The sequence below is a fragment of the Lentzea sp. NPDC102401 genome (assembly GCF_044765805.1).
In the GTDB taxonomy this organism is placed as follows: Bacteria; Actinomycetota; Actinomycetes; order Mycobacteriales; family Pseudonocardiaceae; genus Lentzea; species Lentzea sokolovensis.
Genome location: NZ_JBIWKS010000019.1, coordinates 96,808 through 110,963 on the forward strand (window position 1 = coordinate 96,808; position 14,156 = coordinate 110,963).

Below are 14,156 nucleotides of genomic sequence, written 5' to 3' on the forward strand. Positions count from 1 at the left end.
CCACTCGCTGATCCGAAGGGCCGCTCCGCACGCGCGGGGCGGCCCTTTTCACGCCCTGAGGGCGTACTCGGTGAACTGACCGGCGATGGTGAACCCCAGACGCCGGTAGACGGGCTCACCGTCCTCAGAGGCCTGCAGGACGGCAATGCGGTAGCCCTCGGCGCGTGCGGTGCGCAACGCGGCCAACGTGATCGCGCCGCCGTAACCTCGCCGGCGTTCTCCGGCGAGGGTCGCGATGTTGTAGATCCCGGCGACCCCGGCGTGCAGGAACACCTCTGCAGTGCACACCGCCCTGCCGTCCACGTACCCGGCGAGGTAGCGCGCCTGGCCGGTCAACGCGTGAGGGGCGGCCTCCGCGTAGAAGCGGCGAACCGTCGCCGCAGGCGGATCCCAGTTCGCGGCCAGGATCGTGGCGTAGTCGGCGAGGTCGGCCTCCGTGGTCACCGCGCGGATCTCCAGCCCCTCGGCGTGCGGCTCAGGCAACGGCGTCGGCGAGGTCCAGCCACATCGCGGCCTCGGTCTCCGCCTGCACGACACCGGCCTGGGCCAGCACCGCGCCGAGACCGGCCGGGGTCGAGGCAGGGCCGATCCACCACGAGTGCGGACGTCCGGTCGCCCTCACCGCGGTCACGGTCTCGGCGACGCGAGCGGTCACGTCGTCCGAGGTGAACCTGGCCGCCGCGACGATGTTGAACGTGTCGTCGTCCAGGCCGCTGTCCGCGATCACCAGGTCGTCCGTCTCGGCCACGGTCGCGCCCGCGAGACGCCGATGCAGGTGGCACGCGTGCTCGGCGAGGTTCTGCTCCATGCTCGTCAACAGGCCGGTGGTGACCTGACGCAACGGTTCGTCGGCAGGCTCGACGAGGTCGTACTCGTCGACGTCAAGAGAGGCGCGCACCGACGCGAGGAAAGCGAGTGACTCGGCGGAGATCCACCAGCCGAGCCCGGCTCGATCGTCACCTCTGTCGCCGTCCCGGCAGTAGCGCACGATGACCAGACTGGCTGATATATCGGATATCGCCGTGAGCGCGACGAGTTCGTCGTGGACGGGACGCAGCCGGTCGACGACGTGCTCGATCTGCTCGTCGAGCCGCTTCGCGCCGCGGTCGACGATCTTCCAGGCATGTGCTCGCGGGATGTCGCGCTCCGGTCGCTTGGTGCCGCGGACGAGTGCCTCGTCGGGCTCCAGCCCGAGACGCTGAGCGATCTCGGCGGCGGACACGGAGTCGCTCTTGAGGGCGAAGTAGGCGTACTGCTCGACACGCACGACGCCCATCGGACCACGTCGCCAAGATCACCCGCGACCAATATATCAGTCCGTCGACACACCCTATGCAATGGACGTTTGCGGTCGACCGCAAACGTCCATTGCAAAAGTCCAGGTCAGGGAGCTAGCACTGGGCAACGGGCTGGGCTGCCAGGAGCGGGCCGTCGGCTCGCGCGTCCAGCAGCAACGGAACCAAGGCACGGGCCTCCTGCTTCAGCGGCACGATGCGGTCGCCGCCTCGCAGGTACTGGGACGTGATGCCGTGCAGCGCCAGTTCGTCCTGCACGTCGCGGTACTGCGCACCGGTCAGCACATAACCGCAAGGCGGAGTGGTCACCACATCGGACGGATCCGGGGCCTGGTTGTCGGCGCCGCCGAAGTAGATCGGCCCGGCGCGGACGGCGCGCGACGCCGCGTTGGCCGCCTCGATCGCCGAGCGGTTCGTGCGGACGAACGACTGGGTGCCGTCCAACGCGAGCAGGTGGGACTGGACGCGGTAGGCCGGGGTGCCGTCGATGTTGGTCTCGACCAGCAGGCCCATGCCGTGCTTCAACCCGCCCGTGTTGCGCAGGATGCGTTCCTGGCCGTCGCCCGCCACCTGGCGCACGGGCTCGCCGGTCACCGGGTCGACGTAGATGCCGTAGACGCCGGACGTGCGACCGGCCGCTTCCACCGAGGGCCGGACATAGGAGCGGGACAGCGACTCGGACAGGTCATGAACCCCGGGAGCGACGTTGAGGTTGCGCGGCCACAGCCAGAGGACGTCCTTCACGTAGTAGGGCTCGGACGGGCCGAACTCGTGCAGGTCGTGGATGACGTCGGGCTGCCAGTCGCGGATCACCGAGGCCATGGCGCGGGCCTCTGCGGAGCGCAGCAGCAGGTGGTCGCGGTTGATGTCGATGCCGGCGGAGTTGCCGCGGGTGTCGGCGACGCGGCCGTCCGGGTTGGCGTTCGGGACGAACAGGTAGGTCACGTCGGACGAGCGCGGCAGGGAGCGCATGCGGATCAGGCACGCCTCGCGGCCGGCGGGTTCGTCGCCGTGCTGGGAGCAGACGAAGAGAACCACCGTGCGCGCGGAGCGGGAGCCGACGCGCACGAGTTGGACAGGGCGGCCCTGGGCGGTGACGCCGATCTCCGAGACGGGGAGGCCGGTAGCACGCAGGTAGGCCTGTTCCTCGGCCTCGGTGGTCCACTTGCCGGTGAGCTCGAATCCGGTGCGCGGCACAGGTGCGGCGACGGCCGGAACGGCTGCCAGCGACGAGACAGCGGTCAGTAACGCGATCAACAGTCCCCTCATAGAGGAGACTTTGCCGCCTGTGTCAACCGGCGGGCGGTGCGGTTCCAGTCGACGAAACCGTGGATCACCAGGCCCGCGAAGATCACGTAGACGAACGCGCTGAAGTACAGGCCCGACTGGATCTGCAACGGCACGCCGACGGCGTCGACCACCAGCCACACCAGCCAGAACTCCACCAACCCCAGGCCCTGCAACGCGAAGGCCAGGATCGTGCCGATGAAGATCGCTGCGTCCGGCCACGGTGCCCACGAGGCGTCCAGAACGTCCAGCACCAGCGCGAACGCGACCGTGCCGACGACGAAGGCACCGGCCACAGCGGCACGTTCACGCCAGGAACCCTTGCGCACCACCACGCCGAAGACCGGGTCACGGCGACGCACCCACGCGTACCAGCCGTAGACCGCGATCGCACCAACGGCGACCTGCCGGGTCGCCAGGCCACCCAGGTGCGCCGACATGTAGACGGTGAACAGCAAAGCGACGGAGACCAGCTGAACGGGCCAGGTCAAGAGTGAACGGCGCTGCGCGAGGAACACCACCGCGAGCGCCAGCACCTGCCCGACCAGCTCCGTGTAAGCGATCTTCTGGCCGAAGAGCGTCAATCCCACGTCGTACCACACGGTCTGTTCCCCCGCGGTTCAGTCGCAGTACATCGGTGTTTCCTACGGTCCCACCATGTCATCTTCCTTAGCACTGGCGCTCGTCCCTTTGTTCCTCACCACCCCTGTGCCGCCCGTCATCACACCGACGGTCATCACGCAGACGTTCGAGGAGCCCGCCGACGCGGACGACCCGGCCATCTGGGTGAACCCGCGCAACGCCGAACGCAGTGTGGTCCTGGGCACGCTCAAGGAGGGCGGCTTGGCTGCGTTCGACCTCAACGGCCGCACGATCGGCGTCTACCCGGCGCCGCTGCCTCCCACGCCGGACGCGAAGCCCGGCCGCTTCAACAACGTCGACGTCCTCGGCGACCTGGCGTTCGTCAGCGACCGCGGCCGTGACCGGGTCCGGGTGTTCCAAGTGGACGAACGCGGCGCGAAGGACGTCACGAACCCCGCCACGAAGCCGGTGTTCTCCAGGACCGAGGCAGAGGTCGACGAGCAGCACACCGCGTACGGCCTGGCCGCCGGTCACGTCGACGGCAAGGACGTCGTCGTCACCAGCCGGCGCAACGAGACCAGCATCGCGCTCCTCCAGGTCGTCAAAGGCCCCAGGTACGACACCAGGAAGGTGTCCACTCTGGACCTTCCGAGCACGTTCACCCTGCCCAACGGCAAGAAGTGGACCGTGTGCGGCGAGCCCGGCGAGGGCCCGCAGGTCGAGGGCATGGTGATCGACGAGCAGACGAACACCCTGTACGCCGCGCAGGAGGACGTTGGCATCTGGCGCATCCCGTTGCGCTCCAACGGCTTCGGCAAGCCACAGCTCGTCGACAAGGTCCGCACGTGGGGCGCGCCGCAGAAGTACGACCCGGAGACCGAGGAGTGCGAGGCCGACGGCCCGAACCCCGGCTTCGGTGGCAAGTGGCTCGAAGCCGACGCCGAGGGCCTCACGATCGCGAACGACGTGCTGCTCGCGTCCAGCCAGGGCGACTCGCGGTTCGTCGCCTACCGCAAGGCGGACATGAAGCCGCTGAAGGACTTCCGGATCAAGGACGTCGAACACTCCGACGGCGCCGACATCGTCCTGGGCAAGCTGAACCTGCTCGTCGTCCACGACGGCGAACGCCCGAACGGCACCGGATTCGCGTTCGTCCGGCATAACCTGTCCCGATGGGGACTCTGAGCCTGGGCCAGCTCAACAGAGCGCTGATCGAACGCCAGATGCTGCGCGAGCGCGCGAACCAGAGCGCGCTCGCCACCATCGAGCACCTCGTCGGCGTCCAGGCGCAGGAACCGAAGTCGCCCTACGTCGGCCTCTGGACGCGACTGAACGACTTCCAGCCGAACGAGCTCGAAGACCTCCTGACCACCAGGAAAGCCGTCCGCATGCTCCTGATGCGCGGCACGATCCACCTGGTCAGCGCACGGGACGCGCTCGCTCTGCGCCCCCACATGCAGCTCCGGCTCGACCGCGAGCTGCAGAGCGGCCCGTTCGCCGGTCGCCTCAAGGGCCTCGACTTCGACGAGATCGCCGCAGCGGGCCGCGAGATCCTCGACGAGACCCCGCAGGGCACCGCGGACGCCGGCAAGCAGCTCAGGCAACGCTGGCCCGACCGCGAACACACAGTTCTCGGCAACGCGCTGCGCAACAAGCTCGCCCTCGTCCAGCTTCCGCCGCGCGGCCTGTGGCACAGCAGCGGTAGGGCCGTCTGCACGACCGTCGAGAACTGGCTGGGCAAGCCTCAGAACGCCATGGACAAGGAAGAACTCGTCCTGCGCTACCTCAGGGCCTTCGGACCGGCCACCGTCATGGACGCCCAGCAGTGGTCCGGTCTCACGAAACTCGCCGAGACGTTCGCGGCACTGCGCCCGCGGCTCGCGACGTTCCGCAGCGAGGCGGGCAAGGAGCTCTTCGACCTCCCCGACGCCCCGCGTCCCGACCCGGACGTCCCGGTCCCCGTCCGGCTCCTGCCCGAGTTCGACAACATCCTGCTCGCCCACGCCGACCGCAGGAGGGTCATCGCCGACGACCGGCTCGGCGTCGTCATCGGCGGCAGGCCCACGGTCCTCGTCGACGGCTACGTGGTCGCCACCTGGGCGATCACCAAAGAGCGCCGAATCACCGTCGACTACATCGACCAGCTGGACAGGAGCAGGCAGAAGGCGGTCGCCGAGGAGTGCGACCGCCTTCAGGACTGGATCAGCTAAGCAGCGACCTCGACGTGCGCGCCGTCGCCGACGACCAGCCGGTGCTGGCGCGCCGAACCGACGCGGGCCCGGCGGCCGATCAGCGACGTCTCGATGCCCGAGACGTTGTGCACGGACGCCTCGTTCAGCACGATCGAGTCGGCCACCCCGGACTCGACGATCCGGCAGTCCGCGCCGATCGACGTGTACGGCCCGATGATCGACTCCTCGACCAGAGTCCCGGCGCCGATGATCACGGGCCCGACGATGCACGATCGCACCACGCGCGCACCCTCCTCGACCACGACGTCACCGATCAGCCGGGACTCGTCGTCGACGATGCCCTGGATGTCGGTCCGCAGGCCCATCAGCAGCTCGCGGTTGCACTCCAGCACGTCCTCGACCTTTCCGGTGTCCTTCCAGAACCCCGAGTACATCCGCGCCCGCACATCGCGTTCGTGCGTCACCAGCCACTGCAGCGCGTCGGTGATCTCGAACTGGCCGCGCCACGACGGCTCGATCGCGTCGACGGCGGCGTGGATGGCGGGGGTGAAGAAGTAGACGCCGATCATCGCGAGGTCGCTGCGCGGTTCCTGGGGGTGCTCGATCAGCCGCGTCACGCGCGAGTTCTCGTCCACCTCCGCGACGCCGTACAGGCGCGGGTCCTCGACCTTGTCCACGAGCACCTGCGCGGACGGCCGCAGCCGCTCGAACTCGTCGGCGATCTGGGCGATGCCCTCGACGAGAACGTTGTCGCCCACGTACATCACGAAGTCGTCGTCACCGAGGAACGGCCGGGCGATCCGCACGCAGTGCGCGAGGCCCAGCGGCACGTCCTGCTGGATGTAGGTGATCGAGACACCCAGGTACGCGCCATCGCCGAACAGCTCGGAGATCTCCTGCGCGCCATCACCCACGACGATGCCGATGTCGGTGATCCCGATGTCCCGCAGGTTCTCCACGACGTACTCGAGCACCGGCTTGTTCGCGATGGGGACGATCTGCCGTGGCAGCGAGTATCCGGCCGGGCGTACGCCCGCGGACAGCACAAGGGCTTTCATAGGTCCTCCACCGCGACGGAACAGTTCGGGTGGACACGAGGCTGCGGCCGGGCGCTGGATCGAAACTGGAGAACTGTCAGAACACCAGAAAGGGGCCCTGTGCGAGATGTTTCGCGCAGGGCCCCTCCAGGTACTGAGAACTACCTCTCGGACATCGGGGTGCCCGACGGAGGCGTCTGCATGTCACCCATGCGGCCGCCCACGGTGGACGGCATCTCCTGCGACGCACGCGGCATCGGCGACTGGACCTGCGCCTCGTCCTGCACGCGGGTCAGCCAGCCCTCCCAGCGCTGCTGCATCGGGCGGACCAGGCCGCCACCCACACCGATGACGATCACGCCGGCGACGGTGGCGAGCACGGCGATCAGGACCGGCATGGTCACCGAGACGGCGATGCCCAGCTGGTTGAGCGCCGCGATGACGCCGAGCGCCATCACGAAGCCGTAGGTGATGTTGCCCAGGATCTTCGTGTACGAGCGCTGGCCGAGCGCTCCGGTCACGAGGCCCTTGAGCGCCGTGCCGATGGCCGACGCGACGATCACGAGCACCATCGCCACGACGATGCGCGGCAGGTACGCGATGACCTCGTTGAGCAGCGTGCTGACCGGGTTCGAGGCGCCGAAGACGCCGAACGCCAGCTGCAGCGCGATGAGCAGCACGAAGTAGTACACGATCTTGGCGATCAGGCCGGAGGCGTCCATCGACGACTGCCGCATCGCGCCGTTGAGGCCGGACTTGTCGACGAGCTTCTCGAAGCCGACGCGCTTGAGCAGGAACTGGACGCCCTTGGCGAGCGCCTTCGCGATGAACCAGCCGATGACCAGGACGAGCAGGAAGCCGAGCAGCTTCGGCACGAACGTGGCGATCATCGCCCACGCCTGGCCCAGGCCCTCGGTGATTTGCGAGCCCACGGGCCCTCCTATGAACAAAGTTGCGGTGAGTGAAGATCAGACGAGGTGATCGTTTCGTGGATCACACCGCTCCACAACTTCGACACCGCTACACGAAAGGGTGGCTGACGTGGATTTTTGTCGCAATACAGTCCAGAGTGGAACCACCGGTGGGGACCGGGGAGAGGGAAGCGCCCGCCACGCTCCGTGGCGGGCGCTTCCACATTTCTACGGCCGTGCGGACAGCCCCCGGCCGTCCAGATAGGCCTGGATCCCCTCAGGGGACAACGCGGGGGCCGCGCCGCCCTGACCGTCCTTGGGCACGTCCGGCCGAGGGTCACCGGTGCACTCGGAACTGCTGCCCGGCAGCGCCCCGTCGATCAGGTACCGGTTGACCTTGTCGTCGACGCACTTGTTGCCGCCGTTGTAGAGACCGTGCTTGCCCTCGTCGGTGACGGTGATGAGGTTGTGCCCGAGCCGCTGGGCCATCGCCGGGCCGCTCGCGTACTGGGTCTGCGTGTCGCCCTCCGACTGCACGACGACGCCGATCGGATAGCCGTTGCGGCCGATCCTGACCGGCTGCTCCGGCGGCGTGAACGAACGGAACGTGCAGGTCATCGGCGCGGCCCGCACGATGCCGAAGCCGTACGGGTAGCGCTCCCGGAACATCCGCATGTCCTCGTAGTAGACGTGCAGGTCGGTCGGCCAGTCCGACTCGCAGGTGACCGTGTCGAACACGCCCGACCGCAGTTCCTCCAGCCCGGTCCTGGCGAGCACCTCACCGGCCTTGGCACCCTCGGCGTTGTCCGGCTTCTCCCCCGACCGCAGCTTGATCACGATCGACGCCAGGTCCGACCACAGTGGACGGTAGCGGGCACCGACACCCGTTGCGCCGTCGAAGGAGGAGCGGTCGTGCTCACCGATCGGCGACGAGTGCAGCTTCGCCGCGACCTTCTCGACCTCGGCCAGCACCTCGTCGCGGGACTTGCCCAGCCCGAACTTCTCGTTGCGCTCCCCCGCCCACGCCGCCCACGCCTCGACGTCCATCCGGTACGCCACGGCCTGCTGGCGGAACTGCTCGTGCCAGACCCACTCCGGGTGCACGGCCGAGTCGAGCACGCTGCGGTCGAGCCGGTTCGGGAACAACGTCCCGTACACCGCGCCCAGGTACGTGCCGTAGGAGTAGCCCAAGTAGTTGATCTTCTGCTCGCCCAGCACGGCACGCACGACGTCCATGTCCCGCGCGGTGTTCGCGGTGCTGATGAACTGCCGGATACCGCCGCCCGACTTCTGGCAGGCCTCCTCGGCCTCGCGCGCCTCGGCCGCCCACTTGCCGAACTCGCCGTCCGCGGGCCGGGACTCCGGCTCGGCGATCGCGGGCGCGGTGCGGCAGTTCAGCGCCGTCGAACCACCGACGCCGCGCGGGTCGATGCCGATCACGTCGTAGACCTGCGAGAGCTCGGACTTGCCCAGGAACAGCGGCAGACCGAGCCCGGAACCGCCAGGTCCACCCGGATTGGTGAACAGCACGCCGCGCCTGCGGTCGGCCGCCACCGCCTTCTTCCTGCTGATCGTCAGGTTGATCCTGTCGCCGCCGGGTTTGGCGTAGTCGAGCGGCGCGACGAGCGTGGCGCACTCCAGCTCAGCGAGCTTTCCGGTGCACTGCGCCCACTTCACCGGTTGGGCGTGGAACTCGGCGAGCGGGTCGGGCGGATCGGCCGCGGCGGTCACGCTCGTCGTCAGCAACGCCACCACGCTCAGGGCAAGTGCCGGGAACCTACGCAAGACGAACCTCCGCGCCGCACTGAAAGAGCTCTGCCGCCCGACGGTATGGCCGCGCAAACACCCACATGGGTTCTGTCACCCATCCCGGTGATGTCCCCTCCTGAGCCCTAAGCTGCGGGTATGACCAGCAGCAAGGCGAAGGAGGAGCACCCGCCCACGCTCTCCGCCCGCACGATGCGCAAGATCGAACGCGCGTCGGGCTCACTCGCCACCGCCAGCGTGGCCGAGATGGAACGGCGGCTGTCGTGGTTCGCGCGAATGCCCGCGGACCAGCGCGCGAGCGTGTTGCTGCTGATCCAGAACGGCGTGGCCGGGTTCGTCGAGTGGCTGCACGACCGGCAGCAGGCGATCCGGCTCACCGCGGACGCGTTCCGCAGCGCCCCCAAGGACATCTCCCGCTGGGTCAGCCTGCGCCAGACCGTGGAACTGGTCCGGATAGCGCTGGAGCTGTTCGAGGAGCAGATGCCGCAGATGGCGGCGGACGAGGCGGAGCGCGCGCTGCTGATGGAGGGCGTGCTGCGGTACGGGCGGGAGATCGCCTTCTCGGCCGCCACCTCGTACGCGACCGCCGCCGAGGCGCGAGGCGCCTGGGACGCGCGGCTGGAAGCGCTGGTCGTGGACGGCATCGTGCGTGGCGACCCCGAGGAGTCGCTGCTGTCCCGCGCGGCCGCGCTCGGCTGGGACCCGGCGATCGAGGCCACGGTGCTGGTCGGCAATCCCGGCGGCGAGGACCCTCCGGCGATCATCTACTCGGTGCGCAGCAAGGCCGCCAGGGCCGGTCGGCCGGTGCTGCTGTCCGTGCAGGGCTCCCGGCTCGTCGTCGTGCTCGGCGGCCCGACCGAGACCGGCGAGGACGTGCTGGGCCGCATCTCCGAGGGTTTCGGCGAGGGCCCTGTGGTCGCCGGACCCACCGTGACCAGCCTTTCCGAGGCTCATCGCAGTGCCAGTGACGCGCTGAGCGGCCTGCGCGCGGTCGTCGGCTGGCCCGCCGCGCCCCGGCCCGTTCGCTCGCTCGACCTGTTGCCGGAACGCGCGCTGGCAGGCGATCCGGAGGCCGAGTGGCAGCTGGTCGACAGGGTCGCGCGGCCGTTGGAGGACGCCGGCGGCGCGTTGCTGGAGACCGTGGACGCCTTCCTGGAGGTCGGGGGCGTGCTGGAGACGTGCGCGAAAAGACTGTTCGTGCACCCGAACACGGTCAGATATCGCCTTCGGCGCGTTCAGGAAATGACGGGAAGAAATGCACATGACGCTCGAGACGCGCTTGTGCTTCGCGTCGCTTTGTCTGTAGGACGCCTTGCTCGCGCCCGGGGCCTGTGGTAGCCGAACGAGCTGTGACGGACTTCGCACACATCCGTTAGGGTGAGGGCCAAACGACCCCTCACCGCGCTGAGCTGGGCTTACGTAGCGGAGCGTTCACCTGACAGACACTTTTGTAGGAACTCTACAAATACGATCGCAGTACTTCGTTCTTTACAGCATGGGGTACCGGTGGGTTCACCAGCTTTAGTAATCGACGTGATCGCACTCCTCGCGCCCGGACAAGGGTCCCAGACGCCCGGCATGCTCACCCCCTGGCTCGAACTGGAGGGGGCCGAGAAGCAGGTCCGGTCGTGGTCGGAGATCACGGGCCTGGACCTCGTGCGTCTCGGCACCACCGCGGAGGCCGACGAGATCGTCGACACCGCGATCACCCAGCCGCTCGTCGTGGCTCTCGCGCTGCTCGCGTTCGGTGAGCTGCGCCGCCGCGTCGAACTGCCCTCCGCCGTGATCGTCGGCGGCCACTCGGTCGGCGAACTCGCCGCCGCGGCGGTCGCGGGCGTCATCAGCGCCGACGACGCCGTCGCCCTGGCCGCCGTGCGCGGTGCCGCGATGGCGCAGGCCTGCGCCCTGGAGCCGACCGGCATGGCCGCGGTGCTCGGTGGCGACGAGCCGGAGGTGCTCGCGCGCCTCGAGGAGCTCGGCCTCGTGCCCGCCAACCGCAACGGCGCCGGCCAGATCGTCGCGGCCGGTCCGCGTGCCGCGCTCGACGAGCTCGCGGAGAACCCGCCGGGCACGGCGAAGGTCCGCAAGCTGGCCGTCGCGGGCGCCTTCCACACCAGGTACATGGCGCCGGCCGAAGACGCCGTGCGCGCGCGTGCCGCCGAGGTCACCACGCACGACCCGTTGCTGCCGCTGCTGTCCAACAAGGACGGTCAGGTCGTCACCGAGGGCACCGAGGTGCTGCGGCGCCTGGTCTCGCAGGTCACGAGCCCGGTCCGCTGGGACGTCTGCCAGGCCACCCTCGTCGAGAAGGGCATCGCCGGCTCGATCGAGCTGCCGCCCGCCGGCGCGCTCACGGGTCTCGCCAAGCGTGCGATGAAGGGCACCTCCACCCTCGCCCTGAAGACCCCTGACCAGTTCGAGAAGGTCGCGGAGCTCTTCGAGACCGTTGGAGCCGCGCAGTAATGATTCCCTCTGGGACAGGCTTTCAGGCCCCGCAGGCAGCTGCGGGTAGCCGCATCATCGGTCTCGGCAGCTACCAGCCCGAGACGGTGGTGAGCAACCACGACCTCGCCCAGCGCATGGACACCTCGGACGAGTGGATCCGCGAGCGCGTCGGCATCGTCAACCGGCACGTGGCGGCCAAGGACGAGGGCGTCGTGGACATGTCCGTCGCTGCGGGCACCAAGGCGATCGCGGACGCGGGCCTCACGGCGGCCGACATCGGCGGCGTGATCGTGGCGACGTGCACCATGCCGTCGACGATCCCGAACGCCGCCGCGCAGGTCGCCACCCGGCTGGGCATCACCGCGGCGGCCGCGTTCGACCTGAACGCCGCGTGCGCGGGCTTCTGCTACGCCGTCGCGACCGCCGCGGACATCGTTCGCGGGGGCGCGGTGCGCAACTTCCTCGTCATCGGCGCGGAGAAGCTCACCGACTGGACCCACCCCGACGACCGCTCGACCGCGATCATCTTCGCGGACGGCGCGGGTGCCGTCGTCGTCGGCGCCAGCGACGAGAACCACATCGGCCCCGTCGCCTGGGGCTCGGACGGCACGATGTCCGAGGTCATCAGGATCGACGACCGCGACTCGTTCATCCACCAGGAAGGCCAGACGGTCTTCCGGTGGGCGACGACCCAGATCGCACCGGTAGCGCTCCGTGCCGCCGAACTCGCGGGTGTCGAACTGTCCGAAGTGGACGTGTTCGCCCCGCACCAGGCCAACCTCAGGATCATCGAGGCCATCGCCAAGCGCCTGCGCAACAATGGTGCGCGCGAGGACCTGAAGATCGCTCGAGACATCGTCGAATCCGGCAACACCTCCTCGGCCTCCATCCCCATGGCACTGGACCACATGCGGGCGGCGGGCGAGATCTCCTCCGGAGACGTGGTGCTGATGGTCGGGTTCGGCGCGGGCCTGTCCTACGCGGGACAGGTGGTCCGGTGCCCATGAGTACCACCCAGAGTTTGTTCATCGTTTCAATCGAAAGGGAACTTCAGTGAGCGACAACGTCCTGACCGGTCTTGCCGAGATCGTCGAAGAGGTCGCCGGCGTTGCCGCCGACGACGTCACCGCTGAGAAGTCCTTCGTGGACGACCTCGACATCGACTCGCTGTCGATGGTCGAGATCGCCGTCCAGGCTGAGGACAAGTTCGGCGTGAAGATCCCGGACGACGAGCTGGCCAACCTCAAGACCGTTGGTGACGCGGTGAACTACATCACCAGCAACAAGTGAGTTCGGGCATCGAGGTCGTCATCACCGGGCTGGGTGCCACCACCCCGCTCGGTGGTGATGTCACGTCCACCTGGGACGCGCTTCTGGCAGGCAAGAGCGGGGTCGGCCCCATGACCCACGAGTGGGTCGCGAAGTACGACCTGCCTGTCAAGATCGCGTCCGAGCTCGTGGTGGACCCGACCGAGGTGCTCCCCCGAGTGGAAGCTCGACGCCTGGACCGCTCCGAGCAGGTCGCCATCGTGGCGTCCCGCCAGGCCTGGTCCGACGCGGGACACGACGACGACACCGTCGACCGCCAGCGCCTCGCCGTGATCATCGGCACGGGCATCGGCGGCGCGATCACCCTGCTGACCCAGGACGACCTCCTGGAGCAGCACGGCCTTCGCAAGGTGTCGCCGCTGACCGTCCCGATGCTCATGCCGAACGGCCCGGCCGCGCACGTGGGCCTGGAACTGAAGGCACAGGCGGGCGTGCACGCCCCGGTCTCCGCCTGCGCGTCCGGCGCGGAAGCCATCGCGTGGGCCTACCGCATGATCATGTCCGGCGAAGCCGACGTGGTCGTGGCAGGCGGCGCGGAAGCGTGCATCACGGCGATCCCGGTGGCGGGCTTCTCGCAGGCCCGCACCATGAGCACCCGCAACGACGAGCCGCAGAAGGCGTCGCGCCCGTTCGACACGGCCCGCGACGGCTTCGTCCTCGGCGAGGGCGCGGGCGTCATGGTCCTGGAACGCCGCGAGTTCGCAGAGGCCCGCGGAGCCAAGATCTACGGCCGTCTCGCCGGCATCGGCACGTCGGCCGACGGCTACCACATCACCGCCCCGGACCCCGAGGGCGTCGGCCAGTCGCGCGCCATCGCCGCAGCCCTGCGCTCCGGCGGCATCGACCCGTCCGACGTCGGCCACGTGAACTGCCACGCCACCTCCACCCCGGTGGGCGACGTCGCGGAAACCGTGGCCATCCGCAAGGCGATCGGCGACCACCCGGTCCTGACCGCCCCGAAGGGCTCCCTGGGCCACCTGCTGGGAGCAGCAGGCGCGGTCGAGGCCATCATCACCGTCCTCTCGATCCGCGACGGCATCGTTCCCCAGACCCTCAACCTGGAGAACCTCGACCCGGCCGTCACGCTGGACGTGGTGGCGGGCGAACCCCGCAAGATCAAGCTGGACGCCGCGGTGAACGACTCGTTCGGGTTCGGCGGCCACAACGTGGCCCTGGCCTTCACCCCGGCCTAAGCACCACCCGTTCCACCGCACGCCCCGGTCCGTTCAGCGGCCCGGGGCGTTGCGCTTTTCGCCGTGGCCGTGGGGTTTGGGCACGCTCGCGCAGGGGTCCCCTCGGGTTCAGCGTCCC

The 14,156-nt window shown here is 69.0% G+C and carries 13 protein-coding genes and 2 pseudogenes; 7 read left to right on the forward strand and 8 right to left on the reverse strand.

The genetic code is table 11. The annotated features are described in order from the left end of the window. Positions 1-48 precede the first annotated feature (48 nt). From ACIRG5_RS43790 to pnuC, 4 genes are all read right to left on the reverse strand, one after another. Positions 49-483: a GNAT family N-acetyltransferase gene (locus ACIRG5_RS43790; RefSeq protein WP_402916554.1), complete on the reverse strand. Its 435-nt coding sequence runs from the start codon at positions 481-483 to the stop codon at positions 49-51. After that, positions 476-1,276 carry a DUF4279 domain-containing protein gene (locus tag ACIRG5_RS43795; protein WP_402916556.1) on the reverse strand — a complete coding sequence of 267 codons (801 nt, stop codon included), beginning with the start codon at positions 1,274-1,276 and terminating at the stop codon, positions 476-478. Before ACIRG5_RS43795 ends, ACIRG5_RS43790 begins: the two co-directional genes overlap by 8 nt. A 115-nt stretch (positions 1,277-1,391) precedes the next feature. Continuing rightward, a complete protein-coding gene (locus ACIRG5_RS43800) occupies positions 1,392-2,564 on the reverse strand; it encodes a M14 family metallocarboxypeptidase (protein ID WP_402916558.1) in 1,173 nt (390 codons plus the stop codon). After that, positions 2,561-3,184: a nicotinamide riboside transporter PnuC gene (pnuC, locus tag ACIRG5_RS43805; protein ID WP_402916560.1), complete on the reverse strand. Its 624-nt coding sequence runs from the start codon at positions 3,182-3,184 to the stop codon at positions 2,561-2,563. The genes ACIRG5_RS43800 and pnuC overlap by 4 nt, the downstream gene beginning before the upstream one ends. Before the next feature lie 55 nt (positions 3,185-3,239). Here pnuC and ACIRG5_RS43810 point away from each other — a divergent pair, with 55 nt between their 5' ends. Then, complete coding sequence (locus ACIRG5_RS43810) at positions 3,240-4,349, forward strand: phytase (RefSeq protein WP_402916562.1); 1,110 nt, start codon at positions 3,240-3,242, stop codon at positions 4,347-4,349. Next, positions 4,337-5,374, forward strand: a complete 1,038-nt coding sequence (locus ACIRG5_RS43815; RefSeq protein ID WP_402916564.1) for a winged helix DNA-binding domain-containing protein — start codon at positions 4,337-4,339, stop codon at positions 5,372-5,374. The genes ACIRG5_RS43810 and ACIRG5_RS43815 overlap by 13 nt, the downstream gene beginning before the upstream one ends. Here the strand turns inward: ACIRG5_RS43815 and ACIRG5_RS43820 are convergent. The 3 genes from ACIRG5_RS43820 to ACIRG5_RS43830 all read right to left on the reverse strand — a co-directional run bounded on the left by ACIRG5_RS43820 (position 5,371) and on the right by ACIRG5_RS43830 (position 9,089). Further along, positions 5,371-6,414 carry a glucose-1-phosphate thymidylyltransferase gene (locus tag ACIRG5_RS43820; protein ID WP_402916566.1) on the reverse strand — a complete coding sequence of 348 codons (1,044 nt, stop codon included), beginning with the start codon at positions 6,412-6,414 and terminating at the stop codon, positions 5,371-5,373. The two genes, ACIRG5_RS43815 and ACIRG5_RS43820, sit on opposite strands and share 4 nt — an antisense overlap. 140 nt (positions 6,415-6,554) lie before the next feature. Further along, positions 6,555-7,325: a mechanosensitive ion channel family protein gene (locus tag ACIRG5_RS43825; RefSeq protein ID WP_330270150.1), complete on the reverse strand. Its 771-nt coding sequence runs from the start codon at positions 7,323-7,325 to the stop codon at positions 6,555-6,557. A gap of 207 nt (positions 7,326-7,532) precedes the next feature. Then, complete coding sequence (locus ACIRG5_RS43830; protein WP_402916569.1) at positions 7,533-9,089, reverse strand: alpha/beta hydrolase; 1,557 nt, start codon at positions 9,087-9,089, stop codon at positions 7,533-7,535. A gap of 504 nt (positions 9,090-9,593) precedes the next feature. Here ACIRG5_RS43830 and ACIRG5_RS43835 point away from each other — a divergent pair. Then, positions 9,594-10,361: pseudogene (locus ACIRG5_RS43835) on the forward strand (PucR family transcriptional regulator); the annotation flags it as partial. On the opposite strand, the pseudogene ACIRG5_RS43840 reads toward ACIRG5_RS43835, so the two are convergent. Further along, positions 10,336-10,440 (reverse strand): annotated as a pseudogene (locus ACIRG5_RS43840) (hypothetical protein); the annotation flags it as partial. The pseudogenes ACIRG5_RS43835 and ACIRG5_RS43840 sit on opposite strands and share 26 nt — an antisense overlap. A gap of 164 nt (positions 10,441-10,604) precedes the next feature. On the opposite strand from ACIRG5_RS43840, the gene ACIRG5_RS43845 reads away from it, so the two are divergent. The 4 genes from ACIRG5_RS43845 to fabF are packed head-to-tail and all read left to right on the forward strand — an operon-like array spanning position 10,605 to position 14,038. Then, positions 10,605-11,534, forward strand: a complete 930-nt coding sequence (locus tag ACIRG5_RS43845) for an ACP S-malonyltransferase (protein WP_402916571.1) — start codon at positions 10,605-10,607, stop codon at positions 11,532-11,534. After that, positions 11,534-12,523, forward strand: a complete 990-nt coding sequence (locus tag ACIRG5_RS43850; RefSeq protein ID WP_402916573.1) for a beta-ketoacyl-ACP synthase III — start codon at positions 11,534-11,536, stop codon at positions 12,521-12,523. Before ACIRG5_RS43845 ends, ACIRG5_RS43850 begins: the two co-directional genes overlap by 1 nt. Positions 12,524-12,569: 46 nt before the next feature. After that, positions 12,570-12,806, forward strand: a complete 237-nt coding sequence (locus ACIRG5_RS43855) for an acyl carrier protein (RefSeq protein WP_089950824.1) — start codon at positions 12,570-12,572, stop codon at positions 12,804-12,806. Further along, the gene (fabF, locus tag ACIRG5_RS43860) at positions 12,803-14,038 is read left to right on the forward strand and encodes a beta-ketoacyl-ACP synthase II (RefSeq protein WP_402916575.1); all 1,236 of its coding nucleotides are present in this window, start codon (positions 12,803-12,805) and stop codon (positions 14,036-14,038) included. Before ACIRG5_RS43855 ends, fabF begins: the two co-directional genes overlap by 4 nt. Positions 14,039-14,156: the final 118 nt, after the last annotated feature.

What these genes read in the sequence shown, in the direction of transcription:
- ACIRG5_RS43795 (WP_402916556.1), bottom strand. Translation starts at nt 1,276, where the DNA reads ATGGGCGTCGTGCGTGTCGAGCAGTACGCCTACTTCGCCCTCAAGAGC.
- ACIRG5_RS43800 (WP_402916558.1), bottom strand. Translation starts at nt 2,564, where the DNA reads ATGAGGGGACTGTTGATCGCGTTACTGACCGCTGTCTCGTCGCTGGCA.
- ACIRG5_RS43810 (WP_402916562.1), top strand. Translation starts at nt 3,240, where the DNA reads ATGTCATCTTCCTTAGCACTGGCGCTCGTCCCTTTGTTCCTCACCACC.
- ACIRG5_RS43815 (WP_402916564.1), top strand. Translation starts at nt 4,337, where the DNA reads ATGGGGACTCTGAGCCTGGGCCAGCTCAACAGAGCGCTGATCGAACGC.
- ACIRG5_RS43820 (WP_402916566.1), bottom strand. Translation starts at nt 6,414, where the DNA reads ATGAAAGCCCTTGTGCTGTCCGCGGGCGTACGCCCGGCCGGATACTCG.
- ACIRG5_RS43850 (WP_402916573.1), top strand. Translation starts at nt 11,534, where the DNA reads ATGATTCCCTCTGGGACAGGCTTTCAGGCCCCGCAGGCAGCTGCGGGT.